Origin of the sequence: Variovorax sp. 22077 (genome assembly GCF_052044195.1) — a bacterium.
GTDB classification, from domain to species: Bacteria; Pseudomonadota; Gammaproteobacteria; order Burkholderiales; family Burkholderiaceae_C; genus Variovorax; species Variovorax atrisoli.
Window position 1 is genome coordinate 89,431 of sequence record NZ_JBQEQC010000020.1, and the last position, 19,559, is coordinate 108,989.

Here is a 19,559-nt window from a genome sequence, read left to right on the forward strand (position 1 = left end):
CGCGAGAAACACACATATGGTTGAAATCGAACTCGACGGCAAGAAGGTCGAAGTCGCCGAAGGCAGCATGGTCATGCATGCGGCCGACAAGGCCGGCACGTACATTCCGCACTTCTGCTATCACAAGAAACTGAGCATCGCGGCCAACTGCCGCATGTGCCTCGTGGACGTGGAAAAGGCGCCCAAGCCGATGCCGGCCTGCGCCACGCCCGTCACGCAGGGCATGATCGTCCGCACCAAGAGCGAGAAGGCCATCAAGGCGCAGCAGTCGGTCATGGAGTTCCTCCTGATCAACCACCCGCTGGATTGCCCGATCTGCGACCAAGGCGGCGAATGCCAGCTGCAGGATCTGGCCGTCGGCTACGGCGGTTCCTCTTCGCGCTACGAAGAGGAAAAGCGCGTCGTCTTCCACAAGGACGTCGGCCCGCTGATCAGCATGGAAGAGATGAGTCGCTGCATCCACTGCACGCGCTGCGTCCGTTTCGGCCAGGAAGTGGCCGGCGTGATGGAGCTCGGCATGTCGAACCGTGGCGAGCACTCCGAAATCGAAACCTTCGTGGGCGAATCGGTCGACTCCGAGCTCTCGGGCAACATGATCGACATCTGCCCGGTCGGCGCGCTCACGAGCAAGCCCTTCCGCTACAGCGCCCGCACCTGGGAACTCTCGCGCCGCAAGTCGGTGAGCCCGCACGACTCCACCGGCGCCAACCTGATCGTCCAGGTCAAGAACAACCGCGTGATGCGCGTGGTGCCGCTCGAGAACGAAGACGTCAACGAATGCTGGATCGCCGACCGCGACCGCTTCTCGTACGAAGCGCTCAACGGTCCCGAGCGCCTGACGCAGCCCATGCTGAAGCAGGGCGGCCAATGGCAGCAGGTGGACTGGCAGACGGCACTCGAGTACGTCGCCAACGGCCTCAAGCAGATCAAGGCCGACCACGGCGCGCAGAGCATCGGCACGCTGGTCAGCCCGCACAGCACCCTTGAGGAGCTGCAGCTCGCGACCATGCTCACGCGTGAGCTCGGCAGCGACAACATCGACTACCGCCTGCGCAACGCCGAATTCGCGGCCTTCGAAGGCGTGCGCTGGCTCGGCACCTCGATCGCCTCGCTGACGCAAGTGCAGCGTGCGCTGGTCGTGGGCTCGAACCTGCGCAAGGAACACCCGCTGTTCGCGCAGCGCATCCGCCAGGCCGTGCGCAAGGGCGCCGCGCTGTCGGTGATCACCTCGGCCAGCCTGATGGCTGACCGCGACGCCTGGGCCATCAACGTGGCGCAGTCGAGCATCGTCGATGCCGGCCAGTGGGTCGAGGCGCTTGCCGCAGTGGCAGCCGCCATCGGCGAAACCAACGGCGCAGCCTCTCCGCTGGCGCCGAAGAATGCACCCGACGCAGCCGCCAAGGCGATCGCTGCCTCGCTGCTGAGCGGCGAGCGCAAGGCGATCCTGCTCGGCAATGCCGCCGCGCACCATGCCCAGGCCAGCAGCCTGCTGGCGCTGGCGAACTGGATCGGCGCGCAGACCGGCGCGACCGTCGGCTACCTGACCGAAGCCGCCAACACCGTGGGCGCGCAGGTCGTCGGCGCATTCCCGAAGAACGGCGGCCTCGATGCCGGCCGCATGCTCGCCGCCGGTTCCGGACTGAAGGCCGTGATGCTGCTGAACACCGAACCCGTGTTCGACTCGGCAGCCGGCGCCGCTGCTGCCGATGTCATCGGCAATGCGCAGATGGTCGTCACGCTGAGCCCCTTCAAGGCCAACCTCGAGTTCAGCGACGTGCTGCTTCCGATCGCCCCGTTCACCGAAACGCCCGGCACCTTCGTCAATGCCGAGGGCCGCGTCCAGAGTTTCCACGCCGTGGTGAAGCCCCTGGGCGAGACCCGCCCGGCCTGGAAGGTGCTGCGCGTGCTGGCCAACCTGCTGGGCCTGCCTGGCTTCGCGTTCGAATCGACCGCTGAAGTGCTGGCCGCCGTCGGCGAAAACGGCGCGGTGCCCGCGAATGCGCTGAGCAACGCCACGTCCGCGAACGCGGTGGCTTCCGAAGGTGCAGCCGCTGCCCCGGTGGTCGCGAGCATCTACCAGCTGGATTCGATCGTGCGCCGTGCACCGTCGCTCCAACTGACTGCCGACGCGCGCAATGCGCTGGCCGGCTCGAACGTGTCGGCTGGTGCCGAGGAGGCACTGGCATGATCGTCGACACCATTCACGGCTTCGGCCAGGGCCTGGTGGCCGCGGGCTGGTGGACCGGCGTGGTCTGGCCCGTGGTCTGGACGCTGATCAAGATCATCGTCGTGGTCATTCCGCTGATGCTGGCCGTGGCGTATCTCACGCTGTGGGAGCGCAAGGCCATCGGCTTCACGCAGATCCGCATCGGCCCGAACCGCATCGGCCCGCTGGGCCTGCTCCAGCCGATCGCCGACGCGCTCAAGCTGATGACCAAGGAAATCATCCTTCCGACGGTCGCCAACAAGGGCCTGTTCCTGCTCGGCCCGATCATGACCATCATGCCGGCACTGGCCGCATGGGCGGTGATTCCCTTCGGCCCCGACGTGGCGCTGGCCAACATCAACGCCGGCCTGCTGTTCGTGATGGCCATCACCTCGCTCGAGGTGTACGGCGTGATCATCGCCGGCTGGGCATCGAACTCGAAGTACGCCTTCCTGGGCGCGCTGCGTGCCTCGGCACAGATGGTGAGCTACGAAATCGCGATGGGCTTCTGCTTCGTCGTGGTGCTGATGGTCACCGGCAGCCTGAACATGACCGAGATCGTCAACGTTCAGGGCAAGGGCATGTTCGCCAACATGGGCGTCGGCTTCCTGTCGTGGAACTGGCTGCCGCTGCTGCCGATCTTCGTCGTCTACTTCATCTCGGGCCTCGCCGAAACCAACCGCCACCCCTTCGACGTGGTGGAAGGCGAATCCGAAATCGTGGCCGGCCACATGATCGAGTACTCGGGCATGAGCTTCGCGATGTTCTTCCTGGCCGAGTACGCCAACATGTGGCTCGTCTCGATCCTGACCGTGGTGCTGTTCCTCGGCGGGTGGCTGCCGCCGTTCGAGTTCCTGAGCTTCATCCCGGGCTGGATCTGGCTGGGCCTCAAGACCTTCTGCGTGGTCACCATGTTCCTGTGGGTGCGTTCGACGTTCCCGCGCTTCCGCTATGACCAGATCATGCGTCTGGGCTGGAAGATCTTCATTCCCGTCACGCTCGTGTGGCTGGTCGTGGTCGGTGGCTGGATGCAGACGCCGTTCAACATCTGGAAATAACAGGGAGCGCCAACATCATGTCTGCTGCGCACACCGCAACACCATCCGCGCCTTTCTCGCTCAAGGACTTCCTGAGCAGCTTCATGCTGTTCGAGCTGTTCAAGGGCCTGGCCATCACCGGCAAGTACGCCTTCGCCCGCAAGATCACGGTGCAGTTCCCCGAAGAGAAGACGCCGCTGTCGCCGCGCTTCCGCGGCCTGCACGCACTGCGCCGCTATGAGAACGGCGAAGAGCGCTGCATCGCCTGCAAGCTGTGCGAGGCCGTCTGCCCGGCGCTGGCGATCACCATCGAATCGGACGTGCGCGACGACGGCTCGCGCCGCACCACGCGCTACGACATCGACCTGACCAAGTGCATCTTCTGCGGCTTCTGCGAAGAGAGCTGCCCGGTCGACTCGATCGTCGAGACGCACATCTTCGAATACCACGGCGAGAAGCGCGGCGACCTGTACTTCACCAAGGACATGCTGCTGGCCGTGGGCGACCGCTACGAGAAGGAAATCGCAGCGAACAAGGCGGCTGACGCCAAGTACCGCTGACCCGGTTCAGCCCGAAACCCGTACCAATTCGAATTCCAATGGACGTCAAGACCGGTCTGTTCTATCTGTTTGCCGTGGTGCTGCTGTTCGCAGCATTCCGCGTCATCACCGCCCGCAACCCCGTGTACGCAGCGCTGTACCTGGTTCTGGCCTTCTTCCAGGCATCGGCCATCTGGCTGCTGCTGCGCGCCGAGTTCCTCGCGATCTCGCTCGTGCTCGTGTATGTGGGCGCCGTGATGGTGCTGTTCCTGTTCGTGGTGATGATGCTGGACATCAACGTCGACAGCTTGCGGGAGGGCTTCTGGAAGCACTTCCCGCTGGCGGCGGGCGTGGGTGCGCTGATCGCGCTCGAAATGGCGGCCGTGCTCATGGGCGGCTTCCGCCTGGGCGAGCCGCGTGCCGCAGCCGTCGCAGCGGGGGCCAACACTTCCAATACGCTCGAACTGGGCAAGCTGCTCTACTCCGAATATCTCTATCCGCTGGAAATCGCCGCGGTCATCCTGCTCGTGGCCATCGTGGCCGCCATCGCACTGACGCTGCGCACCCGCAAGGACAGCAAGTACGTCAACCCGGCCGACCAGGTCCGCGTGAAGGCGCGCGACCGCGTGCGCATCGTGCAGATGCCGGCAACGCGTGCAGCGGAGCCTGTGGTTGAAGCTGCGGACGCTGCAAAGGAAAACAAGGCATGACGCTCACGCTCGGACACTTTCTTTCGCTCGGCGCGATGCTCTTCGCGCTGTCCGTGATCGGCATCTTCCTGAACCGCAAGAACCTGATCGTGCTGCTGATGGCCATCGAGCTGATGCTGCTGGCGGTCAACATGAACTTCGTGGCGTTCTCGCACTTCCTGGGCGACATGCACGGCCAGATCTTCGTGTTCTTCATCCTGACGGTGGCCGCGGCCGAGTCGGCCATCGGGCTGGCGCTGCTGGTCCTGCTGTTCCGCAACAAGTCGAACATCAACGTCGACGAACTCAACTCGCTCAAGGGTTGACAGCAACATGAGCGCAACCCTTTCCGCATCCACATTGCTGGCCGTGCCGCTGGCACCCCTGGTCGGCGCAGCCGTCGCAGGTCTGTTCGGCACGAAGTTCGGCGGCAATCACATCGGCCGCAAGGTCACGCATTCGCTGACCATCCTGGGCGTGCTGGTCGCCTTCATCATCTCGGCGATGACGCTCAAGAGCGTGATCGCCGACGGCGCCCGCTTCAACCAGACCATCTACGAATGGATGGTGGTCGGCGGCCTGAAGATGGAAGTCGGCTTCATGGTCGACGGCCTCACCGCCATGATGATGTGCGTCGTGACCTTCGTGTCGCTGATGGTCCACATCTACACCATCGGGTACATGGAAGAGGACGACGGCTACAACCGCTTCTTCGCGTACATCTCGCTGTTCACCTTCTCGATGCTGATGCTCGTGATGAGCAACAACATGCTCCAGCTGTTCTTCGGCTGGGAGGCGGTGGGTCTGGTGTCGTATCTGCTGATCGGTTTCTGGTTCAACAAGCCGACCGCGATCTTCGCGAACATGAAGGCCTTCCTGGTCAACCGCGTGGGCGACTTCGGCTTCATCCTCGGCATCGGCCTCATCGCCGCGTATGCCGGCACGCTGAACTACACCGAAGCCTTCGCCAAGGCGGGCACGCTGGCCGGCATTACCTTCCCGGGCACCGAGTGGATGCTCATCACGGTGATCTGCATCTGCCTGTTCATCGGCGCGATGGGCAAGAGCGCCCAGTTCCCGCTGCATGTGTGGCTGCCCGACTCGATGGAAGGCCCGACCCCGATCTCCGCGCTGATCCACGCGGCGACCATGGTGACGGCCGGCATCTTCATGGTGGCGCGCATGTCGCCCCTGTTCGAACTGAGCGACACGGCCCTGAGCTTCATCCTCGTGATCGGCGCCATCACCGCGCTCTTCATGGGCTTCCTGGGCATCATCCAGAACGACATCAAGCGCGTGGTCGCGTACTCGACGCTCTCGCAGCTCGGCTACATGACGGTGGCGCTCGGTGCCTCGGCCTACTCGGTCGCGGTGTTCCACCTGATGACGCACGCGTTCTTCAAGGCGCTGCTGTTCCTCGGTGCCGGTTCGGTCATCATCGGCATGCACCACAACCAGGACATCCGCTGGATGGGCGGCGTGCGCAAGTACATGCCGATCACCTGGATCACCTCGCTGCTGGGTTCGCTCGCGCTGATCGGCACGCCGTTCTTCTCGGGCTTCTACTCGAAGGACAGCATCATCGAGGCGGTGCACGAAAGCCACCTGTGGGGCGCGAACTTCGCCTACTACGCGGTGCTGGCCGGCGTGTTCATCACGGCGTTCTACTCGTTCCGCATGTACTTCCTGGTCTTCCACGGCAAGGAACGCTACGACCAGAACCCCGATGCGCACCATGACGACCATGGCCACGGTCATGACGATCACGGCCATGGCCACGACCACAAGCCGCACGAGTCGCCCTGGGTGGTCTGGCTGCCGCTGGTGCTGCTGGCGATTCCCTCGGTGGTGATCGGCTTCATGACGATCGAGCCGATGCTGTTCGGCGAGTTCTTCAAGAACGCGATCTTCGTGGACGCTTCCAAGCATCACGCCATGAAGGAGCTGGAAGAAGCCTTCCACGGTCCGGTGGCCATGGCCATCCACGGCCTGCAGACGGCGCCGTTCTGGCTGGCGCTGGCCGGCGTGGTCCTGTCCTGGTACATGTACATGATCAACCCGGCGCTGCCGGCGGCGATCAAGCGTGCCTTCGGTCCGATCTATCGCCTGCTCGAGAACAAGTACTACATGGACTGGTTCAACGAGAACGTCATCGCCCGCGCCACGCGCGCCCTGGGTACCGGCCTCTGGAAGGGCGGCGACCAGGCCCTGATCGACGGTGCCGTGGTGAACGGTTCCTGGAAGATCGTGGGTCGTATCTCGGGTGTGGTGCGCTGGATGCAGTCGGGCTACATCTATCACTACGCCTTCGCGATGCTGCTCGGCGTCTTCATCCTGATGACGTACTTCGTCTGGTTCAAACGCTGAGCCTAGCGCTGGAGAAAAAGAAAAATGGGTTTGTTGAGCCTTGCCATCTGGGTGCCGATCGCATTCGGTGCCGTGCTGCTGGCGTTTGGCCGTGACGAGCACGCCAGGGGCGTGCGCTGGGTCGCGCTCGTCGGTTCCATCGTGAGCTTCCTGGTCACGGTGCCGCTGTTCACGCGTTTCCAGAACGGCACCGCCGCGATGCAGTTCGTCGAGAAGACGGGCTGGATCTCGCGCTTCAACGTCAACTACCACCTCGGGGTCGACGGTTTGTCGCTCTGGCTGGTGCTGCTGACGTCGTTCATCACGGTCATCGTGGTGATCTCGGCCTGGGAGGTGATCACCGAGCGCGTGAACCAGTACATGGGCGCGTTCCTGATTCTGTCGGGCCTCATGATCGGCGTGTTCGCCGCGCTCGACGGCGTGCTGTTCTACGTCTTCTTCGAAGCCACGCTGATCCCGATGTACCTGATCATCGGCATCTGGGGCGGCCCGAACAAGATCTACGCGGCCTTCAAGTTCTTCCTCTACACCTTGCTCGGCTCGCTGCTGATGCTGGTGGCGCTGATCTACCTGTACAACAAGTCGGGCGGCAGCTTCGACATCCTGTCGTGGCACAAGCTGCCGCTGGGTGCGACCGCGCAGACCTTCCTGTTCTTCGCCTTCTTCGCCGCCTTCGCGGTGAAGGTGCCGATGTGGCCGGTGCACACCTGGCTGCCCGACGTGCACGTCGAGGCGCCCACGGGCGGTTCGGCCGTGCTGGCCGCGATCATGCTGAAGCTGGGTGCCTACGGCTTCCTGCGCTTCTCGATGCCCATCGCTCCCGACGCCTCGCACGAGTGGGCCTGGCTCATGATCGCGCTGTCGCTGATTGCCGTGATCTACGTCGGCCTGGTGGCGCTGGTGCAGCAGGACATGAAGAAGCTGGTGGCCTACTCGTCGGTGGCCCACATGGGCTTCGTGACGCTGGGCTTCTTCATCTTCAACGAGCTTGGCGTGTCCGGCGGCATCGTGCAGATGATTGCCCACGGCTTCGTCTCGGGCGCCATGTTCCTGGGCATCGGGGTGCTGTACGACCGCGTGCACTCGCGCCAGATCGCCGACTACGGCGGCGTGGTGAACACCATGCCCAAGTTCGCCGCGTTCGCGCTGCTGTTCGCCATGGCCAACTGCGGCCTGCCGGGCACCGCCGGTTTCGTGGGCGAGTGGATGGTGATCCTGGGTGCCGTGAAGGCCAACTTCTGGATCGGCCTGGGTGCGGCCACCGCGCTGATCTTCGGCGCCGCCTATACCCTCTGGATGTACAAGCGCGTGTATCTGGGACCGGTCGGCAACGACCACGTGAAGGAACTCAGCGACATCAATTCGCGCGAATTCCTGATGCTGGCACTGCTGGCCATCGCCGTGCTGTGGATGGGCCTGTTCCCGAAGCCGTTCACCGACGCGATGGACGCCTCCGTGACCGAGCTGCTGCGCCACGTGGCTGTTTCGAAGCTGCCCTCCTGATGCCACGCTGAAGAAGAGAACGAGATGATTGACAAACTCAGCTGGGTCACGATCTACCCCGAAATCGTGTTGCTGGTCATGGCCTGCATCATTGCGCTGGTCGACCTGTCGGACACGAGCCCGCGCCGTACCCGCACGTATGTGCTGACACTGCTCACGCTGGCCGTGGTGGCCGTCCTGTCGGGGCTGCACGCCTCCGCAGGCAAGACCATCTACGGTTTCGGCGGCATGGTGGTCAGCGACCCGATGGGCAACTGGCTCAAGTGCTTCTCCACCGTGGCGCTGATGGTCACGCTGGTCTACGGCCGTCCCTATGCGGCCGATCGCGAGATGCTGCGCGGCGGCGAAATGTTCACCATCAGCATGTTCGCGCTGCTGGGCATGTTCGTGATGATCTCGGGCAGCAACTTCCTGCTGATCTACCTGGGCCTCGAACTGCTGACGCTCTCGAGCTACGCCCTGGTGGCGCTGCGCCGCGACAACGCCGTCGCCAGCGAAGCCGCCATGAAGTACTTCGTGCTCGGCGCCATGGCCAGCGGCTTCCTGCTCTATGGCCTGTCGATGATGTACGGTGCTACCGGCTCGCTCGACGTGAACGAGGTGTTCAAGGCCATCGCCAGCGGCAAGGTGAACCACCAGGTGCTGGTGTTCGGCCTGGTGTTCATCGTCGCCGGCCTGGCTTTCAAGGTGGGTGCTGCGCCGTTCCACATGTGGGTGCCCGACGTCTACCAGGGCGCACCGACGGCGATCACGCTGCTGATCGGCGCCGCGCCGGAGCTGGCCGCCTTCGCGATCATCATCCGCCTGCTGGTCGACGCGCTGCAGCCGCTGGCCATCGACTGGCAGCAGATGCTCGCCGTGCTGGCCATCGCCTCGCTGCTGGTCGGCAACCTGGCCGCCATCGCGCAGAGCAACCTCAAGCGCATGCTGGCCTACTCGACGATCTCGCAGATGGGCTTCATGCTCCTCGGCCTGGTCGCCGGCTCGGACCAGCAGGGCACGTACAACGCCCAGTACGCCTACAGCGCCGCGATGTTCTACATCGTGACCTACGTGCTGACCACGCTGGCGAGCTTCGGCATCATCCTGCTGCTGGCGCGCGAAGGCTTCGAGAGCGAGGAGATCACCGACCTCGCCGGCCTGAACCAGCGCAGCCCGCTGTACGCCGGCGTGATGTCGATCGCGATGTTCTCGCTGGCGGGCCTGCCGCCGCTGGTCGGCTTCTACGCGAAGCTGGCCGTGCTGCAGGCGCTGATCGCCTCGGGCCACGCCATCTACATCGGCCTGGCCGTGTTCGCGGTGATGATGTCGCTGATCGGCGCGTTCTACTACCTGCGCGTGGTCAAGGTCATGTACTTCGACGCGCCCGTCACGGCCACCACCGTGTCGGCACCGCGCGACGTGCGTACCGTGCTGACGATCAACGGCGCGCTGATCCTGATCCTGGGCATCCTGCCCGGCGGGCTGATGACGCTGTGCTACGACGCGATCGTGGCGACGCTGGCCCACTGACGCGGCCGACCTCGGGTGTCGCAAACCGCGTCGGTCTGGGTCGTTCTCCTGGTGGCCCTCCTGGCCGCCAACCTGCCGTTCTTCAACGACCGCCTGCTCGGCGTCGTGCCGCTCGCGACTGCTCCCAAGTCGCTCGCGGTGCGCCTCGCCGAACTGGTGGTCTTGTACTTTCTGGCCGGCGGCGTCGGGCTGCTGTTCGAGCGCAGGGCAGGGCAGATCGCCACGCAGGGCTGGGAGTTCTATGCGGTGACCGGCGCGCTGTTCGTCGTGCTGGCCTTTCCGGGCTTCACCTGGCGCTACTTGATGAAGCACCGGCACTGACATTGGCCTCGAGACTGGCAAGGACGACATGACCACAAAACCCGACACCATCGATTCGCACCTGAAGGAAGAGCTCCTGAGTCGCGAGGAGCTGTTCGAGGGCAAGTTCCTCAAGGCCCGGCGCGACACCATCCGCCTGCCCGACGGCCACAGCGCCACGCGCGAGTACGTGCTGCATCCAGGCGCGGTGGTGGTGATTCCGCTGCTCGACGACGGCCGTGTCGTGCTCGAGCGGCAGTTCCGGTACCCGGTCGGCCACGTGATGATCGAGTTTCCGGCAGGCAAGCTCGATGCGGGCGAGGATCCCTTCGACTGCGGCCGACGCGAGCTGATCGAGGAAACCGGCTACACCGCGCGCGAATGGGCCTACGCAGGCGCGATGCACCTGGCCGTGGCCTACTCGACCGAGATCATCCACATCTATTTCGCGCGCGGGCTCTCGCTCGGCGAGCGGCAACTCGACCACGGCGAGTTCCTCGACGTGTTCACCGCCACGCCCGACGAGCTGGTCGGCTGGTGCCGCGAAGGCAAGGTCACCGACGCCAAGACGCTGACCTGCACGCTGTGGCTGCAGAACGTCCTTTCGGGCGCATGGGCACTGGACTGGCAGGCCGCACCCGCGCAGGGCGGCGCGGGATAATCCGCGCCATGAAGGTTCTCGATCTCCGCTGCACCCATGGCCACGGCTTCGAGGGCTGGTTCGCCTCCAGCGAGGATTTCGAGACCCAGCTGGCCTCCGGCCTGGTCGAATGCCCGGTCTGCGGCGACACCGCCATCGTCAAGCTGCTGAGCGCTCCCCGTCTCAACCTGGGCAATGCCAAGGCGCCGAAAGAGGCGGCCACATCCACATCCGTGACCGCCGCGCCTGCCGCTGCCAGCAATGCGCCCGCCGAACTCTCGCCCGAGGCCCGCTGGATGCGTGCGGTGCGCGAGGTGCTGGCAAAGACCGAGGACGTCGGCGAGCGCTTCGCGGACGAGGCCCGCAAGATGCATTACGGCGAGGCCCCCGAGCGCGGCATTCGAGGGCATGCCACGCCCGAGCAGGCCGAGGCGCTGCTCGATGAAGGCATTCCGGTGATGGCGCTGCCGATTCCGGCTGCGCTGAAAGAGACCCTGCAGTAAACGGGCAGCCGGCGATCAGCCGGTGCCGGCACCGCGGTCCTGCTTAGGCCGTGAATTGAAGCGCGGCCAGCCGCGCGTAAACGCCGCCCTGCGCGACCAGCGCCGCGTGCGTTCCCTGTTCGACGATCCCGCCGTGGTCCAGCACCACGATGCGGTCGGCCTTCTGGACGGTGGCCAGGCGGTGGGCGATCACCAGGGTGGTCCGGTTCTCCATCGCCGACTCCAGTGCGGCCTGCACCATGCGCTCGCTTTCCGCGTCGAGCGCGCTCGTGGCTTCGTCGAGCAGCAGAAGCGGAGGGTTCTTCAGGATCGCGCGCGCGATCGCGATGCGCTGTCGCTGTCCGCCCGAAAGCCGCACGCCTCGCTCGCCGAGGAAGGTGTCGTAGCCCTCGGGCAGCGCCTGCAGGAAGTCGTGGGCGAAGGCGGCGCGGGCGGCTGCCTGCACTTCCTCGGCCGTCGCCTCGGGGTTGCCGTAGCGGATGTTCTCGAATGCGCTGGCCGAGAAGATCACCGCGTCCTGCGGCACGAGGCCGATGCGGGTGCGCAGCTCCGGCAGGGCCAGGGAGGCCAGCGGTGCGCCGTCGAGCAGCACCCTGCCGGTCTGCGGGTCGTAGTAGCGCAGCAGCAGCTGGAACACGGTGCTCTTGCCGGCACCGCTTGACCCCACCAGCGCGACGGTCTCGCCGGGCGCGACTTCAAGGCTGAAGTCGCGCAGGGCCGGCGTGCCGGGGCGGGAAGGGTAGTGGAAGGTCACCGCGTCGAACTTGATCGCGCTGCCCGCCACCGGCACCGGTGCGACCACCGGGTCGGCGGGGGACACGATGGCCGCAGGCGCGTGCAGCAGTTCCATCAAGCGCTCGGTGGCGCCGGCCGCGCGCAGCAGGTCGCCGTACACCTCGCCGAGCACGGCGGTCGCGCTGGCGAGGATGGCGACGTAGACGACGGTCTGGCCCAGATGGCCGGCGGTGATGTCACCGCGCAGCACCGCCTGCGTGCCCTGGTAGAGGCCCCAGAGAAGCGCCGCGGAGGTCGCGATGATGATGAAGGCCACGAGCACCGAGCGGGCGCGGGTACGGCGCACGGCGGTGCGGAAGGCGTTCTCGGTCGAGCCGCTGAAACGCGCGGCCTCGCGGCCTTCGGCCGTGTAGCTCTGCACCACCGGAATGGCATTCAGCACCTCGGCGGCGATGGCGCTCGAATCGGCCACGCGATCCTGGCTGGCGCGGGAGAGCTTGCGCACGCGGCGGCCGAACACCATGCTCGGCAGCACCACCAGCACGAGGATGCCCAGCACCTGCACCATCACATAAGGGTTGGTCCAGATCAGCACCGCCAGGGCGCCCACGCCCATCACGGCGTTGCGCAGGCCCATGCTGAGCGACGAGCCGACGACCGTCTGTACCAGGGTGGTATCGGCCGTCAGGCGCGAGAGCACCTCGCCGGTCTGCGTGGTCTCGAAGAAGGCGGGGCTCTGCTTGAGCACGTGGCCGTAGACGGCGTTGCGGATGTCGGCCGTCACGCGCTCGCCCAGCCAGCTCACGGTATAGAAGCGGGCCGCGGAGAAGACACCCAGCGCCACGGCCACGGCGAAGAGGGCGCCGAAGTGCTCGCGCAGTGCCATGGTCTGGGCGCCCTTGTCGGCGCTGATCAAGCCGTTGTCAATCAGGCTGCGCAAGGCGATAGGAAAAGCCAGCGTCGTGACCGCCGCCATCACCAGGAAGACGCCCGCCAGCACGATCTGCACGCGGTACGGGCGAAGAAAAGGGCCCAGGCCCGAGAGCGATCGGGGCGAGCCCTTGGCCATGGAAGACGGTGGGGATGAAGCCATGAGCCGATTCTACCGATCCCTTGCCTCTACAAAGGTAGCCTTGACAATAATTGCCGAGGCAACTAATATTTGGCCCATGAGCGATGCCAACACCCCTCAAAAGCCGCCGGCTTCCCCCGGCGAGGAGCGTCGTGCGCCCGTCGCCTTCTACAGTCCCGAAACCTATCGCGCGGAGGAGAGCATCGGCTACCTCATGCGCCGCATCGTCACGGCGGTCGGCCAGTCGGTCGAAACCCGCATGTGCGAACCGGGCAGCCCCACCTATCCGCAGTGGGTGCCTCTCTACAAGCTGCATGTCGGCGCGGCCACCACGGTGGCTGAACTGGCCCGCGCCTGCGAGCTCGACACCGGCGCCATGACGCGCCTGCTCGACCGCCTCGAGGCCAAGGGCCTGTGCCGCCGGGTGCGCTCGCTCGAAGACCGGCGCGTGGTCAACATCGAGCTCACCGACGAAGGCCGCGCGGCCGCCAAGGAAGTGCCGCACGTGCTCAGCAGGGTGCAGAACGAGCACCTCGCAGGTTTCACCACCGAGGAATGGGAGCAGCTCAAGGGCTATCTGCGCCGCATCCTCGACAACGCCCAGGCCCTCGCGGCCCGTGGAGATAAAAATGACTGACTCCCTCGCCGTGCGCGCCATGCGTCGCACTCCCGTCGTGGCCGCCGCGCTGCTGGTGGTCGCACTTGCCGGTTGCGCCGACATGGCCGGCATCGGCTCGCAGGCAAAGCTGCGCGACGCCACGTCGCTGGGCATCGCCCCCGATAGCGCCGCCGTGCCGGCATCCCGCCTCGACAGCCAGTGGTGGCTGGCCTTCGGCGATTCGCAGCTCAACTCGCTCATCGACCAGGCCGTGGCCGGCAACCCCAACCTGCAGGTCGCGCAGGCCCGCCTCGCTCGCGCGCAGGCTTCTGCCGACATCGCCGGCGCCGCGCTCAAGCCGCAGGTCAAGGCCGATCTCGACCTGAACCGCCAGAAGTTCAACAGCAACTACATCTATCCGGCGCCGCTGGGCGGCTCCACCCAGAACATCGGCCTGCTGCAGCTGGGCGCGAGCTGGGAGCTCGACTTCTTCGGCAAGAACCGCACCGCGCTCGACACCGCCATCGGCGCCGCCAACGCCGCAGCCGCCGATGCCGACGCCGCCCGCGTGCTGCTCGCGAGCAACGTGGCGCGCAGCTACTTCCAGTGGGCTCGCCTGAACGACCAGCTCACCGTCGCGAAGCGCACGCTGGAGCAGCGTGACGAAACCCTGAAGCTGGTGCGCGACCGCGTGTCCGCCGGCCTGGACACCCGCCTCGAACTGCGCCAGAGCGAAGGCGGCCTGCCCGAGGCACGCCAGCAGATCGAAGCGCTCAACGAGCAGATCGCGTTGCAGCAGCACGCGCTCGACGCGCTGGTGGGCCAGCCGAACGTCACCGCCTCGCTCAAGCCGCCGGTGCTGGCTGGCGTGAAGCCGATGTCCCTGCAGGCGAACATCCCGGCCGATCTGCTCGGCCGCCGCGCCGACATCGCCGCTGCGCGCTGGCGCGTCGAAGCCGCCACCAGCGACGTGGCGAATGCCAAGACCCTCTTCTATCCCAACGTGAACCTCACGGCCTTCGTCGGCTTCCAGAGCCTGGGCTTCGGCAAGCTGCTGAAGTCGGGCAGCGAGCAGTGGGGCGTGGGTCCGGCCATCAGCTTGCCGATCTTCGAAGGCGGCAGGCTGCGCGCCAACCTGCGCGGCAAGTCGGCCGACCTCGACGCCGCCGTCGAGAGCTACAACGCCACGGTCATCGACGCGGTGCGCGACGCGGCCGACCAGGTCACGAGCGCCCAGTCGATCGCACGTCAGCAGGCCGAGCAGCGCGCAGCGCAGACGGCCGCCGAAGGCGCCTACGACATCGCCGTGCAGCGCTACCGCGCGGGCCTCGGCAACTACCTCAACGTGCTGACGGCCGAGACCGCCGTGCTGGCCCAGCGCCGCCTGGCGGTCGACCTCGCCGCCCGCGCGCTCGACACCCAGGTAGGCCTGGCGCGCGCACTCGGCGGCGGCTGGCAGCCGCTGGCCACCGCCACCGCATCGGCTCCCTCGGCCCCGCTGAACTGACAGGCACAGCGCAGATCCAGCCCGGCCCGACCCCTTCGTCTTCGGAAAGAACTTCATCATGAGCGACAACAACACTCCGACGCCCGCTGCAGCCGCAGCTCCCGCAGCCCCCGAGGCGACCGCCGGCAACGGCAAGCGCCGCCGCGCACTCACCGCGCTCGCCGCGGTGGTGATCGTCGCCGGCGGCGGCTGGGGCCTGTACGAATGGCTGGTGGCCAGCCACTACGAGGACACCGACAACGCCTACGTCTCGGGCAACGTCATCCAGATCACGCCGCAGATCGGCGGCACCGTGATGGCCATCAACGCCGACGACACCGACTTCGTGAAGGCCGGCCAGCCGCTGGTGCAGCTCGACCCGGCCGATGCCAAGGTCGCGCTCGAGCAGGCCGAGGCCGCGCTCGCGCAGGCGGTGCGCCAGGTGCGCACGCTGTACGCCAACAACGGCTCGCTGGCCGCGCAGGTCACGCTGCGTCAGGCCGACATCGTCAAGGCGCAGAGCGACATCGCCAAGGCGCAGGACGACCTGCAGCGCCGCCGCGCGCTGTCGGGCAACGGCGCCGTGTCGAAGGAAGAGCTCAACCACGCCGAGACGCAGCTCGAGACGGCCAAGAGTCAGCTCGCCGCGGCGCAGGCCGGCGTGGTGGCCGCCAAGGAGGCGCTGGCCAGCAACCAGTCGCTGACCGAAGGCACCAGCGTGGCCCAGCACCCGAGCGTGCTGGCCGCAGCCGCCAAGGTGCGCGAGGCCTACCTCGCCACGCAGCGCGTGGCCATGCCCGCGCCGGTCGACGGCTATGTCGCCAAGCGCACCGTGCAGCTCGGCCAGCGCGTGGCCGCCGGCACGCCGATGATGTCGATCGTGCCGCTCAACCAGCTTTGGGTCGACGCCAACTTCAAGGAAGTTCAGCTGCGCAACATCCGCATCGACCAGCCGGTGAAGCTCACCGCCGACGTGTACGGCAAGAAGGTCGAATACACCGGCAAGGTCGCCGGCCTGGGCGTGGGCACCGGCAGTGCGTTCGCGCTGCTGCCCGCGCAGAACGCCACCGGCAACTGGATCAAGGTTGTTCAGCGCGTGCCGGTGCGCATCGCGCTCGACCCCGAGCAGCTCAAGGCCAACCCGCTGCGCATCGGCCTGTCGATGGACGCCGAGGTCGACATCTCGCAGAAGGGCGGCAAGATGCTCGCCGACGCCCCGCGCGCCACCGCGCTGGCGCAGACCGCGGTCTACAGCCAGCTCGACCGCGGCGCCGACGCCGAGGTGGAGCGCATCGTCGCCGCCAACATCGGCGGCAAGGGCGGTGCGCCGACGGCAGCTTCGGCTCCCGCCAAGGCGCCCGCCGCGAACACTTCCGTGGCCGTGCAGGGCCAGCCGGGCTGATCGCGCGAGCGTTCGTCCGGACTTTCATTCCGTCCAGGTAAACAGCCCGCCCCATGGCCACCGCTGCTCCTGCATACGTTGCGCATCCGCCGCTCGAGGGCGCAGCCCGCGTCTGGGGCACGGTCGCGCTTTCTGCGGCAACCTTCATGAACGTGCTCGACTCGTCGATCGCGAACGTGTCGCTGCCTGCCATCTCGGGCGACCTGGGCGTGAGCACCACGCAGGGCACCTGGGTCATCACCAGCTTCGCGGTGGCCAACGCCATCGCGGTGCCGCTCACCGGCTTCATGACGCAGCGCTTCGGACAGGTGCGCCTGTTCATGGCCAGCGTGATCCTCTTCATGATCAGCTCGCTGCTGTGCGGCCTGGCGCCGAACATGACGACGCTCATTGCTTTCCGCGCGCTGCAGGGCTTCGTCGCGGGGCCGATGATCCCGCTGTCGCAGGCGCTGCTGCTGTCGAGCTATCCGCGCGCCAAGGCGGGCCTCGCGATGGCCATGTGGTCGATGACCACGCTGGTCGCGCCGGTGATGGGGCCGCTGCTGGGCGGCTGGATCACCGACAACATCTCGTGGCCGTGGATCTTCTACATCAACATCCCGGTGGGCATCGTCGCGGCGGCCATCACCTGGGCGCTGTACCACAAGCGAGAGAGCGCCACGCACAAGGTGCCCATCGACGCCATCGGCCTCGCGCTGCTGGTGCTGTGGGTGGGCTCGCTGCAGCTCATGCTCGACAAGGGCAAGGAGCTCGACTGGTTCCACTCCGCGCAGATCGTCACGCTGGCCGTGGTGTCCGTGGTCGGCTTCGCCTTCTTCCTGGTCTGGGAGCTGACCGACAAGCACCCGGTGGTCGACCTGTCGCTCTTCAAGCGCCGCAACTTCTGGTCGGGCGCGGTCGCGACGGCGGTGGCCTACGGCCTCTTCTTCGGCAACGTGGTGCTGCTGCCGCTGTGGCTGCAGCAGTGGATGGGCTACACCGCCACGCAGGCGGGGATGATCATGGCGCCCGTGGGGCTGCTGGCGATCTTCTTCTCGCCGGTGGTGGGCCTCACGGTGGCCAAGATCGACCCGCGCCGCTATGCGACCTTCTCGTTCCTGGTGTTCGCGCTGGTGCTGTGGATGCGCTCGAACTTCAATACGCAGGCCGACTTCGTGACGATCATCATCCCGACGATCATCCAGGGCATCGCGATGGCGTTCTTCTTCATCCCGCTGGTGACGATCACGCTGTCGGGCCTCACGCCCGACCGCATCCCGGCGGCATCGGGGCTGTCGAACTTCCTGCGGATCACCGCGGGCGCCATGGGCACCTCGATCACGACCACGCTGTGGGACAACCGCGCGACGCTGCACCACGCCCAGTTGGCCGAGACGGTCAACCAGGGCAACAACGCCGCGGCGAGCGCGATGGCCGGGCTCAACGCCAACGGCTTCAGCACCGACCAGGTGCTGGGACAGATCAACCGCATCGTCGACCAGCAGTCGTACATGCTGGCGACCAACGACATCTTCTATGCGTCGGCGGTCCTGTTCCTGCTGCTGATCCCGCTGGTGTGGCTGGCAAAGCCGCAGAAGGGCGGAGCCGGCGGCGACGCCGCTGCGGGCGCGCACTAGTCTCCCCCAGGCTTGGCGCACTTCGTGTTGCTTCGCCGACCCCCTCGCCGGGGGCGACACCTGCGGACCGGCAGAGCCGGTTCCGCGGTGTTCCGCGAAAAAGGGCAGGTGTCCTTCAGACGCCAAGAGCGCGCAGCACGTCGTAGCAGGCGCCCATCGTGTGGTAATCGGTCTTGCCGGCCGGGCTTTTCTCGTCGCTGATCTTTTCGTTCGTCGGCGTGAGGATGCGATACCAGGCGCCGTGCGCGTGGTCGACGAAGTGCTCCCAGCTGTAGGCCCAGATGCTGTCGTACCAGTCCCAGTAGCCCGGCTCGCCGGTGCGCAGCGCGAGCAGGGCTGCGGCGGCGAAGCTCTCGGCCTGCACCCAGAAGTACTTGTCGCCGTCGCACACCTTGCCGTCGGGGCCGAAGCCGTAGACCAGCCCGCCGTTGTCGGCGTCCCAGCCGCGTTGCATGGCGGTGTCGAAGAAGTGGCGCGCGCGCGGCAGCGGCCATTCGGCCTTGCGGTCCTGGGTGGCGAGATGGCCGTCGAGCTGCAGCAGCAGCTTGGCCCACTCGGTCAGGTGGCCGGTCTGGAAGCCCCAGGGCTTGAAGATGTCGGTCTTGTTGCCGCGGTTGTAGTCCCAGTCGACCGACCAGTCCTCGCGGTAGTGCTCCCATACCAGACCTTCGGCCAGCGACGCGAGCCGGCCCGTCACCGATTCGGCCACTGCGAGCGCACGCTCGATGTAGCGTGACTCCTGCGTGGCCTCGAAGGCCGCCATCAGCGCCTCGCAGGCGTGCATGTTGGCGTTCTGCCCGCGATAGCTGCCCACGCGCCAGTCCGTGGTGGCCTCGTCGGCATAGAGCTGGTGCCGCGGTTCCCAGAAATGCGCCTCCATCAACCGCCAGGCGTTCTCCAGCCCGGCGTGCGCTTCCTCGATGCCGGCCATGAGCGCATGCGCGTGCGCGAGCAGCACGAAGTCCAGGCCGTAGCAGCGGTTGGTGCCGTCCTGCACCGCAGCGCGCTGTTCATGCCAGTCGATCTGCCATGCATAGCCGCCATCCTGCTGCCTGTGGGCACGCTCGATGAAGGCCAGCCCATGCCGTGCGGCAGCGAGGTCGGCGGGCTTGCCGAAGCGCCGGTACGCCATCGCATGGTTGAACACGAAGCGCGTGCTGCTCACCAGGTGGCGGGTGCGGCGGTCGTACACCGTGCCGTCGTCCTTGAAGAAATGGAAGAAGCCGCCGCTGGGGTCGATGTTGCGGCCCTCGTAGAAGGCCAGCGTATGCCAGATGTGGTCGGCCAGGAAGTCGGGTGAGCGGAAGTCGGGCATGTGCGGCGATGTCGTTGGTGCCATGGGCGCGATCATGCC

General features: G+C 66.5%; 17 protein-coding genes. 15 read left to right on the forward strand and 2 right to left on the reverse strand.

The features are described from left to right. Positions 1–16: 16 nt before the first annotated feature. From nuoG to ACTJLF_RS25355, 11 genes are read left to right on the forward strand one after another with little or no spacing between them, the layout of a single operon-like run. Positions 17–2,188: an NADH-quinone oxidoreductase subunit NuoG gene (gene nuoG, locus ACTJLF_RS25305; protein ID WP_440884120.1), complete on the forward strand. Its 2,172-nt coding sequence runs from the start codon at positions 17–19 to the stop codon at positions 2,186–2,188. Further along, entirely contained in the window at positions 2,185–3,264 is a 1,080-nt protein-coding gene (gene nuoH, locus ACTJLF_RS25310; protein WP_019653386.1) for an NADH-quinone oxidoreductase subunit NuoH, read from the forward strand. The genes nuoG and nuoH overlap by 4 nt, the downstream gene beginning before the upstream one ends. A 17-nt stretch (positions 3,265–3,281) precedes the next feature. Further along, entirely contained in the window at positions 3,282–3,803 is a 522-nt protein-coding gene (gene nuoI / locus ACTJLF_RS25315) for an NADH-quinone oxidoreductase subunit NuoI (protein WP_019653385.1), read from the forward strand. Between the two features lie 38 nt (positions 3,804–3,841). Next, complete coding sequence (locus ACTJLF_RS25320; RefSeq protein ID WP_019653384.1) at positions 3,842–4,492, forward strand: NADH-quinone oxidoreductase subunit J; 651 nt, start codon at positions 3,842–3,844, stop codon at positions 4,490–4,492. Then, positions 4,489–4,797, forward strand: coding sequence for an NADH-quinone oxidoreductase subunit NuoK (nuoK, locus tag ACTJLF_RS25325; protein WP_019653383.1), 309 nt, complete (start codon positions 4,489–4,491; stop codon positions 4,795–4,797). The genes ACTJLF_RS25320 and nuoK overlap by 4 nt, the downstream gene beginning before the upstream one ends. Positions 4,798–4,804: 7 nt before the next feature. Next, the gene (gene nuoL / locus ACTJLF_RS25330) at positions 4,805–6,838 is read left to right on the forward strand and encodes an NADH-quinone oxidoreductase subunit L (RefSeq protein WP_019653382.1); all 2,034 of its coding nucleotides are present in this window, start codon (positions 4,805–4,807) and stop codon (positions 6,836–6,838) included. A gap of 24 nt (positions 6,839–6,862) precedes the next feature. Beyond that, positions 6,863–8,341, forward strand: coding sequence for an NADH-quinone oxidoreductase subunit M (locus tag ACTJLF_RS25335; RefSeq protein WP_019653381.1), 1,479 nt, complete (start codon positions 6,863–6,865; stop codon positions 8,339–8,341). A gap of 24 nt (positions 8,342–8,365) precedes the next feature. Beyond that, a complete protein-coding gene (nuoN, locus tag ACTJLF_RS25340; protein WP_019653380.1) occupies positions 8,366–9,853 on the forward strand; it encodes an NADH-quinone oxidoreductase subunit NuoN in 1,488 nt (495 codons plus the stop codon). A 15-nt stretch (positions 9,854–9,868) separates the two neighbouring features. Further along, a complete protein-coding gene (locus tag ACTJLF_RS25345; RefSeq protein WP_019653379.1) occupies positions 9,869–10,174 on the forward strand; it encodes a DUF2818 family protein in 306 nt (101 codons plus the stop codon). 28 nt (positions 10,175–10,202) lie between these two features. Then, positions 10,203–10,814 carry an NUDIX hydrolase gene (locus ACTJLF_RS25350; RefSeq protein ID WP_354407750.1) on the forward strand — a complete coding sequence of 204 codons (612 nt, stop codon included), beginning with the start codon at positions 10,203–10,205 and terminating at the stop codon, positions 10,812–10,814. An 8-nt stretch (positions 10,815–10,822) separates the two neighbouring features. Next, the gene (locus ACTJLF_RS25355) at positions 10,823–11,296 is read left to right on the forward strand and encodes a DUF1178 family protein (RefSeq protein ID WP_019653377.1); all 474 of its coding nucleotides are present in this window, start codon (positions 10,823–10,825) and stop codon (positions 11,294–11,296) included. Positions 11,297–11,339: 43 nt separating this feature from the next. Here the strand turns inward: ACTJLF_RS25355 and ACTJLF_RS25360 are convergent, their stop codons facing one another. Further along, positions 11,340–13,124, reverse strand: a complete 1,785-nt coding sequence (locus tag ACTJLF_RS25360; protein ID WP_126184484.1) for an ABC transporter transmembrane domain-containing protein — start codon at positions 13,122–13,124, stop codon at positions 11,340–11,342. A 76-nt stretch (positions 13,125–13,200) separates the two neighbouring features. On the opposite strand from ACTJLF_RS25360, the gene ACTJLF_RS25365 reads away from it, so the two are divergent. From ACTJLF_RS25365 to ACTJLF_RS25380, 4 genes are read left to right on the forward strand one after another with little or no spacing between them, the layout of a single operon-like run. Next, the gene (locus ACTJLF_RS25365) at positions 13,201–13,740 is read left to right on the forward strand and encodes a MarR family winged helix-turn-helix transcriptional regulator (RefSeq protein ID WP_019653375.1); all 540 of its coding nucleotides are present in this window, start codon (positions 13,201–13,203) and stop codon (positions 13,738–13,740) included. Next, positions 13,733–15,208, forward strand: a complete 1,476-nt coding sequence (locus ACTJLF_RS25370; protein WP_440884121.1) for an efflux transporter outer membrane subunit — start codon at positions 13,733–13,735, stop codon at positions 15,206–15,208. Before ACTJLF_RS25365 ends, ACTJLF_RS25370 begins: the two co-directional genes overlap by 8 nt. A gap of 58 nt (positions 15,209–15,266) precedes the next feature. Next, positions 15,267–16,589, forward strand: coding sequence for an HlyD family secretion protein (locus ACTJLF_RS25375; protein ID WP_132750614.1), 1,323 nt, complete (start codon positions 15,267–15,269; stop codon positions 16,587–16,589). A 53-nt stretch (positions 16,590–16,642) separates the two neighbouring features. Further along, positions 16,643–18,205, forward strand: a complete 1,563-nt coding sequence (locus ACTJLF_RS25380; RefSeq protein WP_019653372.1) for a DHA2 family efflux MFS transporter permease subunit — start codon at positions 16,643–16,645, stop codon at positions 18,203–18,205. A 115-nt stretch (positions 18,206–18,320) separates the two neighbouring features. Here ACTJLF_RS25380 and ACTJLF_RS25385 read toward each other — a convergent pair whose 3' ends face one another. Continuing rightward, positions 18,321–19,544 (reverse strand): AGE family epimerase/isomerase, encoded by a 1,224-nt coding sequence (locus tag ACTJLF_RS25385; protein ID WP_440884122.1) that lies wholly within the window; start codon positions 19,542–19,544, stop codon positions 18,321–18,323. Between the last annotated feature and the right edge of the window lie 15 nt (positions 19,545–19,559).

Bases quoted from the DNA above. Each gene is read 5' to 3' on its own strand.
- ACTJLF_RS25350 (WP_354407750.1), top strand. From the start codon at position 10,203: ATGACCACAAAACCCGACACCATCGATTCGCACCTGAAGGAAGAGCTC.
- ACTJLF_RS25375 (WP_132750614.1), top strand. From the start codon at position 15,267: ATGAGCGACAACAACACTCCGACGCCCGCTGCAGCCGCAGCTCCCGCA.
- nuoG (WP_440884120.1), top strand. From the start codon at position 17: ATGGTTGAAATCGAACTCGACGGCAAGAAGGTCGAAGTCGCCGAAGGC.
- ACTJLF_RS25355 (WP_019653377.1), top strand. From the start codon at position 10,823: ATGAAGGTTCTCGATCTCCGCTGCACCCATGGCCACGGCTTCGAGGGC.
- nuoK (WP_019653383.1), top strand. From the start codon at position 4,489: ATGACGCTCACGCTCGGACACTTTCTTTCGCTCGGCGCGATGCTCTTC.
- ACTJLF_RS25370 (WP_440884121.1), top strand. From the start codon at position 13,733: ATGACTGACTCCCTCGCCGTGCGCGCCATGCGTCGCACTCCCGTCGTG.
- ACTJLF_RS25335 (WP_019653381.1), top strand. From the start codon at position 6,863: ATGGGTTTGTTGAGCCTTGCCATCTGGGTGCCGATCGCATTCGGTGCC.
- ACTJLF_RS25385 (WP_440884122.1), bottom strand. From the start codon at position 19,544: ATGGCACCAACGACATCGCCGCACATGCCCGACTTCCGCTCACCCGAC.
- nuoH (WP_019653386.1), top strand. From the start codon at position 2,185: ATGATCGTCGACACCATTCACGGCTTCGGCCAGGGCCTGGTGGCCGCG.
- nuoN (WP_019653380.1), top strand. From the start codon at position 8,366: ATGATTGACAAACTCAGCTGGGTCACGATCTACCCCGAAATCGTGTTG.
- nuoI (WP_019653385.1), top strand. From the start codon at position 3,282: ATGTCTGCTGCGCACACCGCAACACCATCCGCGCCTTTCTCGCTCAAG.
- ACTJLF_RS25360 (WP_126184484.1), bottom strand. From the start codon at position 13,124: ATGGCTTCATCCCCACCGTCTTCCATGGCCAAGGGCTCGCCCCGATCG.
- ACTJLF_RS25320 (WP_019653384.1), top strand. From the start codon at position 3,842: ATGGACGTCAAGACCGGTCTGTTCTATCTGTTTGCCGTGGTGCTGCTG.
- nuoL (WP_019653382.1), top strand. From the start codon at position 4,805: ATGAGCGCAACCCTTTCCGCATCCACATTGCTGGCCGTGCCGCTGGCA.
- ACTJLF_RS25380 (WP_019653372.1), top strand. From the start codon at position 16,643: ATGGCCACCGCTGCTCCTGCATACGTTGCGCATCCGCCGCTCGAGGGC.
- ACTJLF_RS25365 (WP_019653375.1), top strand. From the start codon at position 13,201: ATGAGCGATGCCAACACCCCTCAAAAGCCGCCGGCTTCCCCCGGCGAG.